Source organism: Rhodococcus sp. 05-2255-3B1 (assembly GCF_002258545.1).
Classification (GTDB): domain Bacteria; phylum Actinomycetota; class Actinomycetes; order Mycobacteriales; family Mycobacteriaceae; genus Rhodococcoides.
The window spans coordinates 50,865-66,630 of sequence record NZ_NOZC01000017.1 but is presented as its reverse complement, the minus strand read 5'-3'; the positions used below and the strand labels follow the sequence as shown (position 1 = coordinate 66,630).

At 64.6% G+C, this 15,766-nt stretch carries 18 protein-coding genes; 7 read left to right on the top strand and 11 right to left on the bottom strand.

The window, feature by feature from the left end; all coding sequences use genetic code 11:
- Positions 1 to 4: 4 nt before the first annotated feature.
- Genes CH249_RS09740 through ribA form a run of 3 tightly spaced genes read left to right on the top strand, consistent with a single transcriptional unit; the run spans position 5 to position 2,231 of the window.
- Positions 5 to 511, top strand: coding sequence for an NADPH-dependent FMN reductase (locus tag CH249_RS09740; RefSeq protein WP_094681766.1), 507 nt, complete (start codon positions 5 to 7; stop codon positions 509 to 511).
- Positions 508 to 1,005: a flavin reductase family protein gene (locus tag CH249_RS09735; protein ID WP_094647152.1), complete on the top strand. Its 498-nt coding sequence runs from the start codon at positions 508 to 510 to the stop codon at positions 1,003 to 1,005. Before CH249_RS09740 ends, CH249_RS09735 begins: the two co-directional genes overlap by 4 nt.
- Positions 1,005 to 2,231: a GTP cyclohydrolase II gene (gene ribA / locus CH249_RS09730; protein ID WP_094658106.1), complete on the top strand. Its 1,227-nt coding sequence runs from the start codon at positions 1,005 to 1,007 to the stop codon at positions 2,229 to 2,231. The genes CH249_RS09735 and ribA overlap by 1 nt, the downstream gene beginning before the upstream one ends.
- Positions 2,232 to 2,252: 21 nt before the next feature.
- Here the strand turns inward: ribA and CH249_RS09725 are convergent, their stop codons facing one another.
- Genes CH249_RS09725 through CH249_RS09710 form a run of 4 tightly spaced genes read right to left on the bottom strand, consistent with a single transcriptional unit; the run spans position 2,253 to position 6,070 of the window.
- The gene (locus tag CH249_RS09725; protein ID WP_094681765.1) at positions 2,253 to 3,362 is read right to left on the bottom strand and encodes an LLM class flavin-dependent oxidoreductase; all 1,110 of its coding nucleotides are present in this window, start codon (positions 3,360 to 3,362) and stop codon (positions 2,253 to 2,255) included.
- 28 nt (positions 3,363 to 3,390) lie between these two features.
- Positions 3,391 to 4,437: an ABC transporter substrate-binding protein gene (locus tag CH249_RS09720; RefSeq protein ID WP_094681764.1), complete on the bottom strand. Its 1,047-nt coding sequence runs from the start codon at positions 4,435 to 4,437 to the stop codon at positions 3,391 to 3,393.
- Between the two features lie 55 nt (positions 4,438 to 4,492).
- Positions 4,493 to 5,212, bottom strand: a complete 720-nt coding sequence (locus CH249_RS09715) for an ABC transporter ATP-binding protein (protein WP_032394980.1) — start codon at positions 5,210 to 5,212, stop codon at positions 4,493 to 4,495.
- 3 nt (positions 5,213 to 5,215) lie between these two features.
- On the bottom strand, positions 5,216 to 6,070 hold the full coding sequence (locus CH249_RS09710; RefSeq protein ID WP_094681845.1) for an ABC transporter permease: 855 nt from the start codon (positions 6,068 to 6,070) through the stop codon (positions 5,216 to 5,218).
- A 122-nt stretch (positions 6,071 to 6,192) separates the two neighbouring features.
- On the opposite strand from CH249_RS09710, the gene CH249_RS09705 reads away from it, so the two are divergent.
- Together CH249_RS09705 and CH249_RS09700 are read left to right on the top strand one after the other, a co-directional pair.
- Positions 6,193 to 6,723: a GNAT family N-acetyltransferase gene (locus CH249_RS09705; protein WP_094681763.1), complete on the top strand. Its 531-nt coding sequence runs from the start codon at positions 6,193 to 6,195 to the stop codon at positions 6,721 to 6,723.
- A gap of 115 nt (positions 6,724 to 6,838) precedes the next feature.
- The gene (locus CH249_RS09700; RefSeq protein ID WP_094681762.1) at positions 6,839 to 7,906 is read left to right on the top strand and encodes a ParB/Srx family N-terminal domain-containing protein; all 1,068 of its coding nucleotides are present in this window, start codon (positions 6,839 to 6,841) and stop codon (positions 7,904 to 7,906) included.
- Between the two features lie 43 nt (positions 7,907 to 7,949).
- Here CH249_RS09700 and CH249_RS09695 read toward each other — a convergent pair whose 3' ends face one another.
- From CH249_RS09695 to CH249_RS09680, 4 genes are read right to left on the bottom strand one after another with little or no spacing between them, the layout of a single operon-like run.
- Positions 7,950 to 8,606 (bottom strand): nitroreductase family protein, encoded by a 657-nt coding sequence (locus CH249_RS09695; protein ID WP_094681844.1) that lies wholly within the window; start codon positions 8,604 to 8,606, stop codon positions 7,950 to 7,952.
- A gap of 7 nt (positions 8,607 to 8,613) precedes the next feature.
- Complete coding sequence (locus CH249_RS09690; RefSeq protein WP_094681761.1) at positions 8,614 to 9,600, bottom strand: alpha/beta fold hydrolase; 987 nt, start codon at positions 9,598 to 9,600, stop codon at positions 8,614 to 8,616.
- Positions 9,601 to 9,612: 12 nt separating this feature from the next.
- Positions 9,613 to 10,032, bottom strand: coding sequence for an EVE domain-containing protein (locus CH249_RS09685; protein WP_256988248.1), 420 nt, complete (start codon positions 10,030 to 10,032; stop codon positions 9,613 to 9,615).
- Between the two features lie 17 nt (positions 10,033 to 10,049).
- Positions 10,050 to 10,682 (bottom strand): isochorismatase family protein, encoded by a 633-nt coding sequence (locus CH249_RS09680; protein ID WP_094681842.1) that lies wholly within the window; start codon positions 10,680 to 10,682, stop codon positions 10,050 to 10,052.
- A 124-nt stretch (positions 10,683 to 10,806) separates the two neighbouring features.
- Between CH249_RS09680 and CH249_RS09675 the strand changes: the two genes are divergently transcribed.
- Positions 10,807 to 11,787: a GlxA family transcriptional regulator gene (locus tag CH249_RS09675; RefSeq protein ID WP_094681760.1), complete on the top strand. Its 981-nt coding sequence runs from the start codon at positions 10,807 to 10,809 to the stop codon at positions 11,785 to 11,787.
- Positions 11,784 to 12,620, top strand: a complete 837-nt coding sequence (locus CH249_RS09670) for an adenylate/guanylate cyclase domain-containing protein (protein ID WP_176459238.1) — start codon at positions 11,784 to 11,786, stop codon at positions 12,618 to 12,620. The genes CH249_RS09675 and CH249_RS09670 overlap by 4 nt, the downstream gene beginning before the upstream one ends.
- Here the strand turns inward: CH249_RS09670 and CH249_RS09665 are convergent.
- From CH249_RS09665 to CH249_RS09655, 3 genes are read right to left on the bottom strand one after another with little or no spacing between them, the layout of a single operon-like run.
- A complete protein-coding gene (locus CH249_RS09665) occupies positions 12,617 to 12,931 on the bottom strand; it encodes a hypothetical protein (RefSeq protein WP_094630793.1) in 315 nt (104 codons plus the stop codon). The genes CH249_RS09670 and CH249_RS09665 overlap by 4 nt on opposite strands.
- Entirely contained in the window at positions 12,928 to 14,280 is a 1,353-nt protein-coding gene (locus CH249_RS09660) for an acyclic terpene utilization AtuA family protein (protein ID WP_094630878.1), read from the bottom strand. Before CH249_RS09660 ends, CH249_RS09665 begins: the two co-directional genes overlap by 4 nt.
- Positions 14,277 to 15,710 (bottom strand): CitMHS family transporter, encoded by a 1,434-nt coding sequence (locus CH249_RS09655; RefSeq protein WP_094681759.1) that lies wholly within the window; start codon positions 15,708 to 15,710, stop codon positions 14,277 to 14,279. The genes CH249_RS09660 and CH249_RS09655 overlap by 4 nt, the downstream gene beginning before the upstream one ends.
- Between the last annotated feature and the right edge of the window lie 56 nt (positions 15,711 to 15,766).

The following is a 15,766-nucleotide window of genomic DNA, read 5'->3' as shown; positions in this document are numbered from 1 at the left end:
ACGTATGAAAATCACCGTAGTGGCGGGCAATCCGAAACCCCAGTCACGAACACTCGACGCCGCCCGCGTTCTCGCCACCGCATTGACGGGTGAGCCGGGCGGAACCGTCGACGTGATCACCCTCGGGCCCGGGCTCCTCGGATGGGGTGACGCCGCAGTTCGGGCTGCAGTGGACACCGTGTCGTCCTCCGATCTCGTCGTCTTCGCAAGTCCGACCTTCAAGGCGACGTACACCGGAGTGCTGAAGTTGTTCCTCGACCAGTTCGCAGGCGACACCGGACTGAAGAATGTCGTTGCCGTTCCGCTCATGTTGGGTGCCGGTCCCGCCCACGCCATGGCGCCCGATCTGTTTCTCAAACACGTTCTCGTCGAACTCGGCGCGGTCACACCGGCACCCGGCCTCTACCTCATCGATTCGACCTACACCACCGATTCCCGAATCACCGACTACGTAACTCGCTGGGGCGACACCATTCTCGCCGCTGCCCGAACCCGAACGGATGCATCATGACCCTGAGCACCACAAGCTTCGACCAGTCCGTGCTGCGAAACGCGTTCGGACAGTTCCCCAGCGGCGTCGTCGCCGTCTGCGCCGAGATCGACGGAGTACAGGTCGGGATGGCGGCAAGCAGCTTCGTCGCGGTGTCGATCGATCCACCTCTCGTTGCATTCTGTGTTCAGGACACCTCGACCACGTGGCCCAAGTTCGCGGCAGCACCGCGAATCGGGATCAGCGTGCTCGGCGAACTCCACGACGTCGCGGCGCGCACACTCGCGGCGAAGACGGGTAACCGCTTCGAGGGGCTGACGACCATGACGACGGAGGACGGTGCCCTGTTCATCGACGGTGCGAGCATGTGGTTGGACGCCTCGGTGACCGAGCAGGTCACAGCCGGTGACCACGACATCGTTCTGATGCGCATCAACGAACTGGAAATCAAGGACGGCGTCGCACCGATGGTGTTCCACGGCAGTAAGTTTCGCCGACTGGCGGTAGACCTCTGATGAGTACCGTCGAACATGCCCTCGATGCCCTCCGAGCCGGAAAGCCGGTGTTCGTCACCGATTCGGCCGATCGGGAGAACGAGGGCGACGTGATCTTGGCGGCGGACCGCGTCAGTCCCGCGTGGACGGCCTGGACCGTCCGCAACACCTCGGGGTTGCTGTGCGCTCCGATGAGCGACGCACGGGCAGATGCCCTGGAGCTACCCCCGATGGTGTCGAACAATCAGGACCCGAAGAAGACGGCCTACACCGTGACCGTCGACGCGGCCGCAGGGATCACCACCGGCATCAGCGCGGCCGACCGTGCGAAGACCTTGCAGGTGCTGGCAGATCCGGGCGCAGTGGCGTCGGACATCATCCGACCAGGGCACGTTCTCCCTCTGCGCGCTCGCCCGGGTGGGGTTCTGGAACGACCGGGACACACCGAGGCCGCCGTCGACCTGTGTGCTCTCGCCGGGTTGCCCGCCGTGGGAGTGATCGCCGAGCTGGTGGCCGACGACGGATCGATGATGCGCTTTCCCGAGATCGAGAACCTGGGCACCCGTCTGAACCTTCCGGTACTCACCATCGAGGAGCTCATCGCATACCGCCAACTTCGGGACCCTGCACCGGTTGCCGGGCCCGCTCGCGTCGGGCGGGTGGTGGAGACCGTCCTCACGACGCCACACGGCACGTTCGCGATGTTCGGCTACACCGATCACGAGACCGGGGCCGAGCACGTGGCGCTGGTCTCCGGAGACGTCACCGACAACGCGTTGGTGAGAGTGCATTCGGAGTGCCTCACCGGTGAATCGTTCCTCTCGCAGCGGTGCGAGTGTGGTCCGCAACTCGAGACTGCCCTCGAACGAATCGCTGCGGAGGGCGGCGTGCTGGTGTACCTCCGCGGCCACGAAGGTCGCGGCATCGGCTTGCTGAAAAAGCTTGCTGCATACCGACTTCAGGACGAGGGATTCGACACCGTACAAGCCAATCTCGAGCTCGACGAGCCGGCAGATGGACGCGAATACGGCGGCGCCGCAGCCATTCTGAAAGATCTCGGTCTGAGCACAGTCCGCCTGCTGACCAACAATCCGGACAAGATTCGTGGCCTCGAAGCGCACGGGGTCGACGTGAGTGCACGACTGCCGATCATCGTCGGTGCCGCGCGGGCCAACATCCGATACCTGGAAACGAAACGCTCCCAGATGGGTCACCTGCTCCCCCAGGGTATTGCGCAGGGGTGGTGAACCGCCACCTCGAACCGAGAGCTACACCCGACGAGCGGGCACCGTGATTCCGCGCGCATCGAGGATCGGACGCACGCCCTCGGCGAAGTGATACGCCTCTTCCAGGTGCGGGTAGCCCGAGAGGATGAACTCGTCGAAGCCGGCGTCGTGGTATTCGCCGATCAGGTCCGCGACCTCCTCGTGCGAACCGACCAGGGCCGTCCCGGCTCCGCCGCGAACGAGTCCGACACCCGCCCACAAGTTCGGGTAGATCTCGAGCGAATCCTTGCTGCCGCCGTGCAAAGCGGCCATCCGGCGCTGCCCCTCGGACTGCGAGGACGAGTGCAGTACGTGAGCCTGGGACACCTGATCCTCGGGAAGCTCGTCGAGAAGCTTCTGTGCGACGGCCCAGGCTTCCTCGGACGTGTCACGGCTGATGGTGTGCAGGCGAATGCCGTAAGTGAGCTTGCGGCCCACGGCATCCGCGAGCGCCTGCACCTTCTCGATCTTGGCGCGAGCGTCGACCGGCGGCTCGCCCCACGTCAGGTACGTCTGCACTCGCTTGGCCGCAACCTCGAGAGCCGGCTCGGACGAACCACCGAACCAGAACTCCGGCAACGGATCCGGTGCCTCGGACACCCGTGCATCGGCCACCTCGAAGAACTCGCCCTTATGATCGACCGACGGCTCGGTCCAGATGCGTTGAACGAGTTCGAGAAACTCGTCGGTGCGAGCGTAGCGACGATCGTGGTCTATCCAGTCCCCGAACCGACGCTGCTCGACGTCGTCGCCGCCGGTGACGATGTTGAACAACACCCGTCCCGCCGAGAAGCGCTGCAACGTCGCCGCCTGCTGCGCCGCCAACGTGGGCGGTGTGAGGCCGGGACGGAAGGCGACGAGGAACTTCAGCCGTCGGGTGCTCTGCAGTAGAGCAGCCGTGGTCAGCCACGCGTCCTCGCACCAGGTTCCCGTCGGAGTCAGCACGCCCTCGAAGTCGAGTCGGTCCGCAGCCTGCGCCACCTCGGTGAGGTAACGCAGCGACGGGCGACGAAACCCGGCGGGTTCGCGGAGGTTCCCGGATGCGTGGGAGGCGCCGACGATGGAACGGCCGTCGCCCGCGGTGGGAAGGAACCAGAAGATGCGTGCGGTCACGAGTGAACTCCTACGACGTGGTGGGTGATCAGTTGGTGGAGGCGGTGGCGTCGGCGATGGCGTCGGCGTACCGCGTGTCGACGAAGTCCGCGAACGTGTTGCCACCGGGAATGCTTCCGCTCTCGACGAAGGCATCGAAGAGTGCCTGCTCGGACTCGATCACCGTGTCGTCGAGCGCAATTGCGGGTCGCTGGCTTCGTCCCTGAGCCAATTCACCGGCGGCGGGGTCGATGCCGACGGCCGTGGAGTACGCCGCCGCCCACTCGGCCGGGTTGGCGTTCGCCCAGGCGGACGCCTTGGCCAGACGAACCACGAAGTCCTGCAGGGCAGTGTTCTTCGCGGGATCGTCGAGCGCCTGCTGCGAGGCGATGCCGAAGCCGTAGCCGTTGGCGACGCCCTCTGCGGTGGTGAGCGTTTTCGAGCCGTTCTGGACCTGCGCGATCGCGGTGAAGGGATCCCAGATCGCCCAGGCGTCGACCTCACCCGAGGTGAACGCCGTCAGCGCATCGGCTGGCTGAAGAAAGACCAGCTGAACGTCATCGGTGGTCAACCCTGCCTTCTGCAACTGCAGCAGGACATGGCCGTGCGCGGAACTTCCCTTGCCGACGGCGATCTTCTTGCCGCGCAGGTCGGCGAACGTGGCAAGAGTCGAATCGGGCGGCACGAGAATCTGATCCCCGCTCGCGTCGTTGCTGTAGGCGGAGACGACCTTGATGCGCGCATTGGCTGCGACTCCGAACACCGGGGGTGTGTTGCCGGTGACCGCGAAGTCGATCTGACCGGCCGTTGCGGCCTCCACCTGCGGCGGGCCGGAGGTGAAGGTGGAGAACGCGACATCGTACGGCGCAGAGTCCAACTCACCGGACGCACGAAGCAGGGCTTCGGTGCCACCCTTCTGGTCACCGACGTCGAGGGTGACGGTGGCGAGCTGATCGTTCGAGACGAGTTCGGGCGCTTCGGTGGAAGTGGTGTCGCTACCGCGGGAGACGCAGCCGGTGAGTCCGACAACCGTCAGGGACAGGGCAGCGAGTATCCCGACAGCGCGCAGCGATCGGGAACGAGCGTATGACGACATGCGTGAACGATCCTTCGTATCAGTGAAATCGATGAGTTCGGTGAAATCGATCGGTTCAGTGGACGCCGAGCGCCCCGAGCAGATGAGTGCGGATGCGAGAGAATCCGGCTGTTCCTCGGTCGCGTGGACGAGGCAGGTCGATGGTGACGGTCTCGGCCACGCCACCCCCGTCGAGCACCAACACCCGGTCTCCCAACGCAATTGCCTCGTCGACGTCGTGCGTGACCAGGAGGATGCCGAATCGGTGCCGACCCCACAGGTCGAGCAGCAGCGACTGCATGGACAGCCGGGTGAGCGCGTCGAGAGCGCCGAACGGTTCGTCGAGCAGCAGCAGCTCCGGCTCGCCCACCAATGCTCTGGCGAGTGCGGCGCGCTGAGCTTGGCCGCCGGACAACGTCATCGGCCATGCGTCGCGCTTGTCGGCGAGGCCGACTTCGTCGAGGGTCGCATCCGCAGCTGTCAACGCTTCGTTCCCCGTCACGCCGGCTGTGTTGAGCCCGTAGGAGACGTTCTGGCGGACCGAGCGCCACGGAAACAGCCGCGGTTCCTGGAACGCCACCGCGGGATGCCCGGCGACATGCCGCTCCCCGGTGTGGTCCGTCGACAGGCCGGCCAGAACACGCAGAATCGTTGACTTACCGGAGCCGGATCGTCCCACCAGCGAGACGATCTCGCCGCGTTCGATGGACAGGTCGACACCCTTCAACACGTGACTGGCACCGTAGAACTTGTCGATGCCGCGCAGCGTGGCGACCGAGGTCGTCGTCGAGGTCATGAATCAAGCATCCAATCGGTAACGGAGAGCTCGTTTTTCGAGGATTCGGACGATGCCGTCGGTGGCGATTCCCATCAGGGCGTAGACGACTAGCCCGAAGATGATGGTGTCCACCCGCAGGAAATCGCGCGCGTTGTTAATGATGTAGCCGAGCCCGGATTCGGCGTTGATCTGCTCGGCCACGATCAGCGACAACCACGCAATGGCCAACGACTGACGAAGTCCCACCAGCAGTTGCGGGGCGATGCTCGGCGCAATGATCGTGGTGAACCGCTGACGCCACGAGAAACCGAGTACGACGGCCGTGTCGAGGAAATTGCGATCGATCTGGCGGATCGCCGAGAACGTGTTCAGATACAACGGAAATGCGACTCCGAGAGCAACGAGCAGGATCTTGGGAGTCTCCCCGATTCCGAACCACAGGATGAACAGCGGGATGAGACCGAGGTGCGGTAGCGCGCGCAGCATCTGCAGCGGCGGGTCGACGGTTGCCTCGGCAAGTTTGGACAGTCCGACGAGCGCTCCGAGCGCCACCCCGATCACCCCACCGAGCACGAGCCCCTGGACTACGCGAGTTCCGGAAATGGCCAGGGCGTTCGCCAGTTCGCCGTTGCGCAGCAATTCCAGACCTGCATCGAAGATCAGTGACGGTGCAGGCAGCACGCGTTCGGAGAGAACTCCGGCAGCACTGGCGATCTGCCACAGGACGAGGAGGACGACCGGCGACAAAGCCCGCACGACGGTCCAGCGGTACCGCTGCCACACAGACCCTTTCGGCGAGACGGGTACGGAGCCGATGTCGGAGGCATCGCTGTCGCTCGCGTCCACGGGTCCCGCGGGAGCGGCATACGACGTCATGACCATGGGTACAGGCCTTCCGGTTGAGCGAGGGCAGGTTCGACTCACCACCATCCATCACACGTCGGGTCCTGGACCAGGGTTCGAATCAGCGTGAATACAAGTCGGGCAGAATCGGACATATGACCGTCGAGCCCATCCACACCGAGCGCCTGACCCTTCGTCTGTACGAACCCGCCGATGCGGACAGGATCCTCGCCTACTACAGCGACCCGGAAGTCTGCCGCTATCTGCTCCACGAAGCGTGGACACACACCGATGCGGTTGCTGCGGTGGGCAAACGGATGAAGCGAATCGGACTGCACACCCAAGCACTCGCGATGGTCGCCGAGCACGAGGGAACGGTGGTGGGAAACGTCGAGGCGTGGTTGGTCGACGGTTCCCCGGCTCTCGTCCAACTCGGCTGGACGTTCTCCCCCGACGTTGCGGGCCGCGGGTACGCCACCGAGGCGGTCACCGCCTTAATCGAGCACGTGTTCTCGTTACCCCAGATCCACCGCGTCAGCGCACAGCTGGACGGCCGGAACGACGCCTCTGCCCGACTGGCCGCGCGGGTCGGGATGTGTCAGGAAGCGCACTTCCGGCAGAACTGGCGGTGCAAGGGCGAATGGACCGACACCCTCGTCTACGCGATGTTGCGCGAGGATCGCTGACCGGCGCGCTGCGTTCACCTCTCGAACACCTCCGGTTCGGCTCTGCGACATCGACCGGTGACCCGCGGGCTGCACTCTCGGAGAACTTCACTCGAACTCAGAGGAGTTTCACCGAATGGTCTCGCGTCGTAGAGCAGCCCTGCTGGGCACGCTTGCATTGATCTCTGTCGTATCCGCGTCGATGACCAGCGTTGCCACGGCCGCGCCGGCACGCACGGCGTCGCCGCTGTGTCAGGTCGCAGACCTGCTTCCCACCGGATCGTCCGCGGGCCTCGGCTACCGATGTGCCGAAGCGGGTGAGCTTCTCGATCTGCCGATCGGTGAGGTGCGCGCGACGCAACCCTCGCTCGGGTACGACGAGGTGTATTACAAGCTCGGCCGATACACGCTCGGCAAAGACGAGATCAACAAGAAGTTCGACGACTGGTGCGAGGCCAACGGCCAGGAAGAGGCCGCGTCCGCGTTGCCCGATGCGCGACTGGACAATCCGTCGTCGTTCACCTGCACCGTCCCCGTCGGTCTGGAAACGCCCGACACCATCGCACCGATGAAGACTGTCGTCATCGGTCCGGGTGGCGTGCCGTACCTGACCGACGGTCACCACACGCTGACCTCGTTCTACGAAACGGCCGACGGTGGACCGAATCTGCACCTTCGCCTGCGGGTGGTCGCGAACCTCAGTGACCTGAGCACAGCCGATTTCTGGGCGCGGATGAAGGCCGAGAAGTGGGTGTGGAACTACGACGTCGACGGCAACGAGGTTCCGGTGGAACAACTCCCGTCGGGAGTCGGCCTCGCCAAGTTCCAGAACGACAGATACCGCAGCCTGACGTACTTCGCCCGCGACATCGGCTTCACCCCCGGAACCATCCCCTTCCAGGAATTCTATTGGGGTGCATGGGTTCGCGACTCGGGTGCCGTCGACACCAGCGGCTGGGACAGCAACAACCTGACGAGCTACCTCAGCACCGTCGAGGCGGTGTCGCGTGCACAGGTCGCGGCTCCCAAAGACGCGGTGATCGACAGTGGCCGCACCGCAGCGGAACTCGGCGCGCTGAACGCGTGGAACGACGGTAAGGCAGCCGGCAAGGGAGAATTCGGAAAGCTCTCGGCCCCGTACTCGGACGACAAACCAGGCAAGCTGGCCTACGCCCTGCAGTACAAGATGGGGCTGCCCAGGTAGTTGCCTTTCGACACTACCGGGATTGGGACGGGCTGCCCGTGGATCACCAGCGGTCGACGTGCAGCATAGTTTCGATCGGATCCCGCGGAGCGACTTTGAACGTCTCACCCGTGTAGTACGCCGTGGGAATCAGCGCACCCTGATGGAAGTCCTCGGGGATGCCGAGCAGCTCGGAGATCTCTCTTTCCTTGGCGAGATGGATTGTCGTCCAAGCCGTTCCGAGACCACGCGCCCGCGCAGCCAGGGCATAGTTCCATACCGCAGGCAGGAGTGAGCCCCACAGACCTGCTTGATTGCCGGCCGGGAGCGTCTTGCCGGCCTGGATGCACGGAATCAGCAGCACCGGCACCTCACCCATGTGCTCGCCGAGCCAGCTCGCACTGTCTCCGACGCGCTTCTGCACCGAGGCGCGTTCCGGGTCGTCTGCGAACAGCGCCGACGCGGAATGCTTGGACGCCTGATACGCGGTGAACAGTTCGCCGTAGATCGCACCGATGCGAGCCCGAAGATCAGGATCGGTGACGACGATCCACTGCCAACCCTGCTTGTTCGAGCCGGACGGTGCCTGCAGAGCGATCTCGAGACATTCCTTGATCAGCTCCATCGGCACCGGCCGCGTCAGGTCCAGGCGCTTGCGAACGGTGCGCGTCGTGGTCAGCAACTCGTCGGGAGTCAGGTCGATGATCGGGAAGGAAGTCACCTCTCGATCATGCACCATTCGGCTCCTGCAGGGCCCGGTTGGTCAATGCATCGTTCGCAGCGTCCCAGCGCGCCGCCATGAACCTGCCCCCATGCCCGTCCCCCTCATCGACGACGAGTGTCGACCCGGGCCAACGTCGATGCAGACGCCACGGCGTGACAGCGGGTCCCGAGATGTCCTTTCGGCCGTGGATCAGGACACCCGGGACATCACGCAAACCGTCGGCGCGATCGAGCAGAGGCGGATCGCAGAACCCGTCGTGCGACCAGTAATGCGCGGCCAGTCGCACGAATGCCAGACGAAACCGGTCATCCTCCCACCTGGGATCGCGTCTCATACCGCCGGTGCCGATCGATATGTGGACGTCCTCCCACAATGCCCACTCTCGGGATGCATTGTCGCGCAACGAGAGATCGGGCGAATTCATCAGTCGGTCGTAAGCGTCGACGATTCGGCCTCGGCCCCGTCGATAACCGAGGCCCGACTGCTCGGCGAAGGTTGCGAACCGATCCCAGGCTTCGGGGAAGATCGCGCCGACGCCCTCGGTGATCCAGTCGACCTCCGCACGGCCGGTCGTGGTGACTGCGAACAGGACGACACCGAGGACACGCGTCGGATGTTCGAGGGCGTAGGCAAGAGCGAGGGTCGATCCCCATGACGCGCCGTTGACGATCCACGCCTCGACGCCGAGGTGCTCGCGCAGGAGTTCGATATCGGCGATCAGGTGCGCAGTGGTGTTGGTGTCCAACGACGTCGAGGGGTCCGACGCGTGCGGAGTGGACCGCCCGCACCCACGCTGCTCGAATCCGACTGCGCGAACACGGGTCAGGTCGAAGTGGCGACGAAACTGACTGGCATTCAGGGTCCCGCCTGGTCCACCGTGCAGGTAGACCGCCGGCACGCCATCGGACGGACCCCATTGCTCCCAGTAGATGCGTTGACCGTCCCCGACATCCAACATCCCGTGCTGCGTCGGCTCGTCTTCCAGTGCCATACCGCCATCACATCATTCGAGAGGCAGCATCGGTCGGATCGACGCCCACGCGGACGCGTCGAGCCAGGACGGATTCGATTGCTGCGGCGATCGAAACACCTCGAGATTCGACAATGATGCGACGGACCGAATATCCGACGCGAGGATCGGCTCGTCGAACAAGGCGATGTTCGTCGAGATCTTCCACTGCGGGCCGGGGACCGGGGTGCCGGTCAACCGACCGGCACCCCAGATTCCGCGTCTCGGATGAGCACTGACCCAGAACAGCACCGGTTGACCAGGTGCCATCAGACGCGTTCGGTAGTTGTCAGCGACGCACCAGTGCTCGTGCGCACGTCCAGCTCGGACCATCGGTGCGAGATCGGTCTTGTGCGGATTGCACTTGATCACCCATGCACCGAGGGTCCGATCGGTAATCGCCCGCGCAGTCACGTGGAAAGTGTAGAAGCTCAGGCCACCGCGTCGTTGCCCTGAGCCGCGGAGACCACCAGATTGTTTGCGGTGAGCTCGTTTCCGTTCTTGACGGCGTCGATCCACTGATCCGTCGTCGCTACCGCCGCGAAGTTCGACTGCAAGAGCACCATCAAAGCCTTGTGCAGTTGTTCGGCCGACACAGTGCCCGCCTCGTTCGACAGATTGATCGCGCCGGTGGCGTCGGCCAGGATCTCGACGGTCAAATCAAGGACCTCGGCGTCGGCGCTGGAGGCGAGGTCGCAGTTGTTGGTCATGTATCCGACGATGGTGACGGTGTCGATGTTGTTGCCCTGCAGCCACTTCGTGATGCCGGTTCCGGCGAACACGCTGCTGTACTTCTTCTCGACCCGCTCGAAGGACGGCTGCACGAGCGCCTGAATGTCGGGGTGCAGCTCGTACGTCGGGGTGCCCTTGACGAATGCGGGCGCGCCTTCGGGCATCTCGTGCTGCACGATCGCGACGGGAAGATTCTGCGCCGCAGCCGCTTCGATCGCGCGAACGATGTTGGCCAACGACTCGTCACGGGGCGGGTACTGAATCTGCAAGACACCCTCGAAGTACTCCTGCTGGACGTCGATGACGATCAATGCTCTGCGCGGTGCGGTCATGGTGTTCTCCTTCGACTGGCGATCTCGGTCGCTTCTCATCCTGCGGTGGCGGCCTTGCCTGCACGAGTGGCACGGATGCATACTTTCGATGGATTTGCGCCAACGTACGAGATCGGAGTCAGCCATGCGCATCGCGCTCTACGCGTTCGATGGCATCACGATGTTCCATCTCGCGGCACCGTTGATGGTGTTCGGCGAGGTGACCCGACTCGGGCTCGCCCCGGACTGGGAGACGCGAGTGTGGTCCGACGAAGCCGGGTCGATCCGCACCGAAGAGGGGTTTCCTGTCGGCGGGATCGCTGGGCCCGATACCGTCGACTGGGCCGACATCGTCATCGTGACGTCCTGGCCGGAGTCGTTGCCTCACATCGGCAATGACCTCTCCTCGGCGCTTCGCGGAGCGCATATGCGAGGCGCGGAGATCGCAGGACTGTGTCTCGGGTCATTCGCCGTCGCCGATACCGGCCTGCTCGCCGGACGCCCCGCCGTCACACACTGGACGAAAATGCCCGAGCTGCGGGAGCGAAATGCACACGCCGGCGTCGACGAGTCCGTGCTCTACATCGACCACGGTGACGTGATGACCTCTGCGGGCACTGCGTCGTCGATCGATTCCTGCCTCCACATCGTCCGCAAGCACCTCGGTTCGGCTGCGGCGACGCGGGTGGCTCGCAGCCTGGTGGTCGCACCCCATCGCGACGGCGGGCAAGCGCAGTACATCGAACGTCCGGTCGTCGAAGCAGCCGGAGACACCACGATCGCCGACGTACAGAGCTGGGCACTCGAACGACTGGACGAGCCGTTGCCCATCGAGCGACTGGCCGAACGCGCGCGCATGAGCCGACGCAGCTTCATCCGCCAGTTTCAGCTCGCGACAGGGTCCACCCCCGCTCGCTGGGTGCTGGACAAACGACTCGAGGAAGCTCGGAGCCTGCTCGAAACCACCGATCGCAGTATCGAGAACATCGCGACGCTGTGCGGATTCGGTAGCCCCGTCACATTGCGTCAGAACTTCCGCTCGGCATTCGCGGTGACCCCGACGGCGTATCGACGGCACTTCGCGGTCGGTTGCGCACCCACGGATGCGGCCGACAGGCAAGGATGAGCGACGTGATCCTGTGGATAGTTGCCGGAGTCGAACTCGCCGCCATCATCGCTCTCGGCGTGGTCTTGATCGTCTCGCGTCGAAAGCTCGGCAGCACACGCCGTGCCCTGGACCGTGCGCTTGCCGAATCGCAACAACGGCGTAAGCGACGAGGCCTGGTCCCCTTCGCGATCAGAACCGCCTTTCACACGACGGACTTACTCATCAACAAGGGTTTCGGCGCAACGGTCCGCAACTCCGTCGAAGACCTCGCCGGCTGGGCCAAGGTCGAACGCCCTGACTTGGCGCGCATGACGGCCGACGGCGACATCGTCGTGATGTTCTCCGACATCGAAGGATCCACCGCACGCAACGAGGAACTCGGCGACCGCGGCTGGGTGAAGCTGCTCGAGAAGCACAACAAGCTGATCCGCAAACACGTCGACGACCACGGAGGTCACGTGGTCAAGAGCCAAGGCGACGGCTACATGATCGCCTTCTCCGACCCTGCCCAAGCGGTGCGCTGCGGGGTGAAAGTCCAAGAGGCGTTGCTGAAGAACCCCGACCGCTGGGACCGCATCCGCGTACGCATGGGCGTACACGTGGGCAGTTCCGTGCGACGCGGCGACGACCTCTTCGGACTCAACGTCGCTATGGCCGCACGCGTCGCCGGACAGGCCGACGGCGGTGAAATTCTGGTCAGCGAACCGGTGCGCAATGCAATCGGCGCGGCGCATGATCTGACTCTCGGAACGCCCCGCGACGTCGAACTCAAGGGAATGAGCGGAAGTTTCCAGTTGTATCCGGTTGCGCTGCCGGTGTTGCCCGACGCCGAGGTCGAGCAACTCGGCTAGATCTGCTCGCCCACAGCCATACTCAGCAGGTGGTAGCTCAGACACTTTCCGTGACCGTCGAGCACCGGGCTACCCGTCACTCCCCCACCGAGCACGCCGGGTAGCTCGAACACCAACCCGGAGACCAGAGGCATTGCAGTGCGGCGCACGTCTCCGGTGACCAGCGGTGCGAAATGCGTGGCGACGGCATCTACAGTCAGTTCGCGGGCCAGTAGCTCGTAGTGTTGGTCTGTCCGCGGGAAGACAGCGAGGATCAGGGTGTCGCCCTTGTCCCCGGTTCGCACGTCGGCGAGATCGTCGACAGTCGTCATACCGTCACCTCCGTGGTGTGTACAGCGGTCGTTACCTGTGCACGTGGAATGAGACACGATCTGATGGCAAGAACCTCGGCGCTGCTGCTCCGTGCGCCACCTCCCCCGGCCGGGCCGTTGGTGTACAGACTTTCGACTTCCCACCCCACCAACGAGGCTGTCTCCGCGTTGGGCACCTTTGCCGTGACGCGCAATCGCACTTCGGGGACATCGGTTGGGGCAGCAAGTCCGCGGAATGCCGCACCCGCCCCGATGTACTCGATGCCGACATTCTCTGCCGGAATGCCGTGCACCTCCCACAGTCGTTGCTGCACAATCTCTCCGGCGAGCTCGGCGCGTTGCAGCGCGTGCGGCCCGGCGTAGCTGAGTTGCCCCTCACCGAGCCAACCGCCGCGGAATCCGAGGGTCACTTTCAGCTCCTCGGGCCGGGTACTGCCCGTCGCCCCCGACACCGCCACCCGATCGGGTCCGACGGTCTCGAAGGAGACTCCGGTGAAATCGGCGGTCACGTCCGGCGTCAAATACCTGGCGGGATTGCCCACCTCGTAGAGCAGCTGCTCGGCGCACGTTCGACGCGTCAGCTCCCCGCCGGTGCCGTCGACTTTGCCGAATTCTGCTGTGCCATCGGCATATACGTCGCCGAACGGAAAACCCAGATTCGCCAAACCCTGCACCGGCTTGGTGACCGGGTCGGCGAAGTAGCCACCGGTCAGTTGGCCCGCGCATTCGAGAAGATGCCCGACGGCTGTCCCTGCACCGAGTGTCTCCCAATCCTGCCCGGCCCAACCGAATTCGTGCATCAGAGGTGCGAGATACAGCGCCGGATCGGCGAGACGGCCCGTGATGATCACGTCGGCACCGACGTCGAGTGCGGGCAGTACCGCATCGGTCCCGATATACGCGTTGGCCGACACCAGTTCCTCGGAATGCTCCGACAGCGGGCGTCCGGTCTCCCACACCACCGGATCGATGCGACGCACCGCGTCGAGCACGTCGTCGCCGGTGACAGCAGCGACGCGCACCGAACGCGAGCACACCTGCTCCGCCACCTGCGCGACGACCGCGGCTGCCGCAACAGGATTCGCGGCTCCGGAGTTGGTGACGACGGTGATGCCCTGCTCCGTCGTCGCCCCGAGAACTGCACGCATCCGCGCTGCCAACAAAGGGTCGTAGCCCGCTTTGGGATCGAGCAATTTTCGGGCTTGCCCGGTTGCAACCGTCCGCTCACCGAGGCACTCGAAGATGAGATAGTCGAGCTCACCGCGCTCAGCCAAGACCTGTGCCGGGTCGATGCGGTCGCCGGCGAAGCCTGCTCCGGCCCCGAGCCGGATCGTTCCGTCGCGACTCATGACGACCACAGGGGGATCGCGCCGGTGGCCATGGCAACGCCGAGCATGCCGAGACTGATCAGCCACGCCCACCCCAGCGTGTGCCGAATGTGCCTGCCGATGTCGACTTTCGCGAGACCCACCAGAAGGTAGAACGCGCCGGTCATCGGGCTGATCGGAAATCCGACCGTTTCCTCACCGATGATCGAGGCTTGCGCCAGATCGATTGCGCTGACGCCGAACTGGTCACCCACCTCGATGAGGACCGGCAGCACGCCGAAGTAGTAGGCGTCCGGTCCGAAGATCAGGCTCATCGGGACGGCGAACACGCCGACGATGAGCGGCAAGGCGGGGGCCATTGCGTCCGGAATGGCATTCGCTGCGCTGACCGCCATGGACTCGATCATGCCGCTGCCGTCGAGCACACCGAGTAGTACCCCTGCAGCCAACAACGTGCCGACCATCAGCATCGCGCCGACAGCGTGGGCCTCGATGCGGGCGGACTGTGCTTTCATTCCGCGGTAGTTGACGAGGAGCGCCACGATAGTGGCGATGATGAAGCAGGTTTCCGGAGGGGCGACGGCGGCGATCAACGCAGCCAACGTCGCGACTACCAGGAAGGCGTTGACCCAGAACAACTTCGGCCGCAGCAGCGCTCGGTCACTCGACGCGGTTGCCGGAACGTCCGAATCGTCCGCGCCGGTCGACGGGCTGCCGGGGTCCTCGTTCGCGTCACCGACCGCGGATCCGGTATCCCCGGATCCCACGGATACGCGTTCGGCGACTCGCGCCGTCGACTCCTCCACGACGGCCGACGCATCGCCCGCGGCAACCTTGGCCAGACGGGTCCGCTCACGCCGACCCAGGTAGTAGGCAGCACCCAGTGCCAACACGACCCCGGCGATCTGAGCAGGAATCAGCGGGACCCACAGTTCGTTGGCGTCGACACCCACAGTTGCTGCAGCGCGAGCAGTCGGACCACCCCAGGGGACCATGTTCATCACTCCGGCACCGAGACCGACGCAGGTGGCCAGAACGAGTCTGCTCATACCGAGACGTTCGTAGATCGGCAGCATGGCGGGGACTGCGATCAGGAACGTGGTTGCGCCGGCACCGTCGAGGTGAGCCACCACGGCGAGGGCAGTGGTCGCGACTGCGACGGTCGGCGGGGCGCTACCTGCCCAGCGCACGATGCGGGCGATGATGGGATCGAACAGACCTGCGTCGCGCATGATCCCGAAGAAGACAATCGCGAACAGGAACATGGCCGCGACGCCCACCACGCCACCCAGCCCGTCCTTGACGAACCCTGCCACCTCGGACGGTGAGTTGCCGGCCAGGAACGCAGCAGCGAGTGGGACACCCGCGAGCGCAACGATGGCCGCGACGCGTTGGGTGAACAACAGCAGCAGGATGACGGCAATCGTCCCGAAGCCGAGCAGCGACAGCATGTGATCTCCTTCATCGAATACGTCGAGTGTTGTGCAGATCACTTACGCAGTCCAAC

Bases quoted from the DNA above. Each gene is read 5' to 3' on its own strand.
- CH249_RS09705 (WP_094681763.1), top strand. From the start codon at position 6,193: ATGACCGTCGAGCCCATCCACACCGAGCGCCTGACCCTTCGTCTGTAC.
- CH249_RS09715 (WP_032394980.1), bottom strand. From the start codon at position 5,212: ATGACCTCGACGACGACCTCGGTCGCCACGCTGCGCGGCATCGACAAG.
- CH249_RS09675 (WP_094681760.1), top strand. From the start codon at position 10,807: ATGCGCATCGCGCTCTACGCGTTCGATGGCATCACGATGTTCCATCTC.
- CH249_RS09670 (WP_176459238.1), top strand. From the start codon at position 11,784: ATGAGCGACGTGATCCTGTGGATAGTTGCCGGAGTCGAACTCGCCGCC.
- CH249_RS09655 (WP_094681759.1), bottom strand. From the start codon at position 15,710: ATGCTGTCGCTGCTCGGCTTCGGGACGATTGCCGTCATCCTGCTGCTG.
- CH249_RS09700 (WP_094681762.1), top strand. From the start codon at position 6,839: ATGGTCTCGCGTCGTAGAGCAGCCCTGCTGGGCACGCTTGCATTGATC.
- CH249_RS09690 (WP_094681761.1), bottom strand. From the start codon at position 9,600: ATGGCACTGGAAGACGAGCCGACGCAGCACGGGATGTTGGATGTCGGG.
- CH249_RS09660 (WP_094630878.1), bottom strand. From the start codon at position 14,280: ATGAGTCGCGACGGAACGATCCGGCTCGGGGCCGGAGCAGGCTTCGCC.
- CH249_RS09665 (WP_094630793.1), bottom strand. From the start codon at position 12,931: ATGACGACTGTCGACGATCTCGCCGACGTGCGAACCGGGGACAAGGGC.
- ribA (WP_094658106.1), top strand. From the start codon at position 1,005: ATGAGTACCGTCGAACATGCCCTCGATGCCCTCCGAGCCGGAAAGCCG.
- CH249_RS09710 (WP_094681845.1), bottom strand. From the start codon at position 6,070: ATGACGTCGTATGCCGCTCCCGCGGGACCCGTGGACGCGAGCGACAGC.
- CH249_RS09740 (WP_094681766.1), top strand. From the start codon at position 5: ATGAAAATCACCGTAGTGGCGGGCAATCCGAAACCCCAGTCACGAACA.
- CH249_RS09680 (WP_094681842.1), bottom strand. From the start codon at position 10,682: ATGACCGCACCGCGCAGAGCATTGATCGTCATCGACGTCCAGCAGGAG.
- CH249_RS09735 (WP_094647152.1), top strand. From the start codon at position 508: ATGACCCTGAGCACCACAAGCTTCGACCAGTCCGTGCTGCGAAACGCG.
- CH249_RS09720 (WP_094681764.1), bottom strand. From the start codon at position 4,437: ATGTCGTCATACGCTCGTTCCCGATCGCTGCGCGCTGTCGGGATACTC.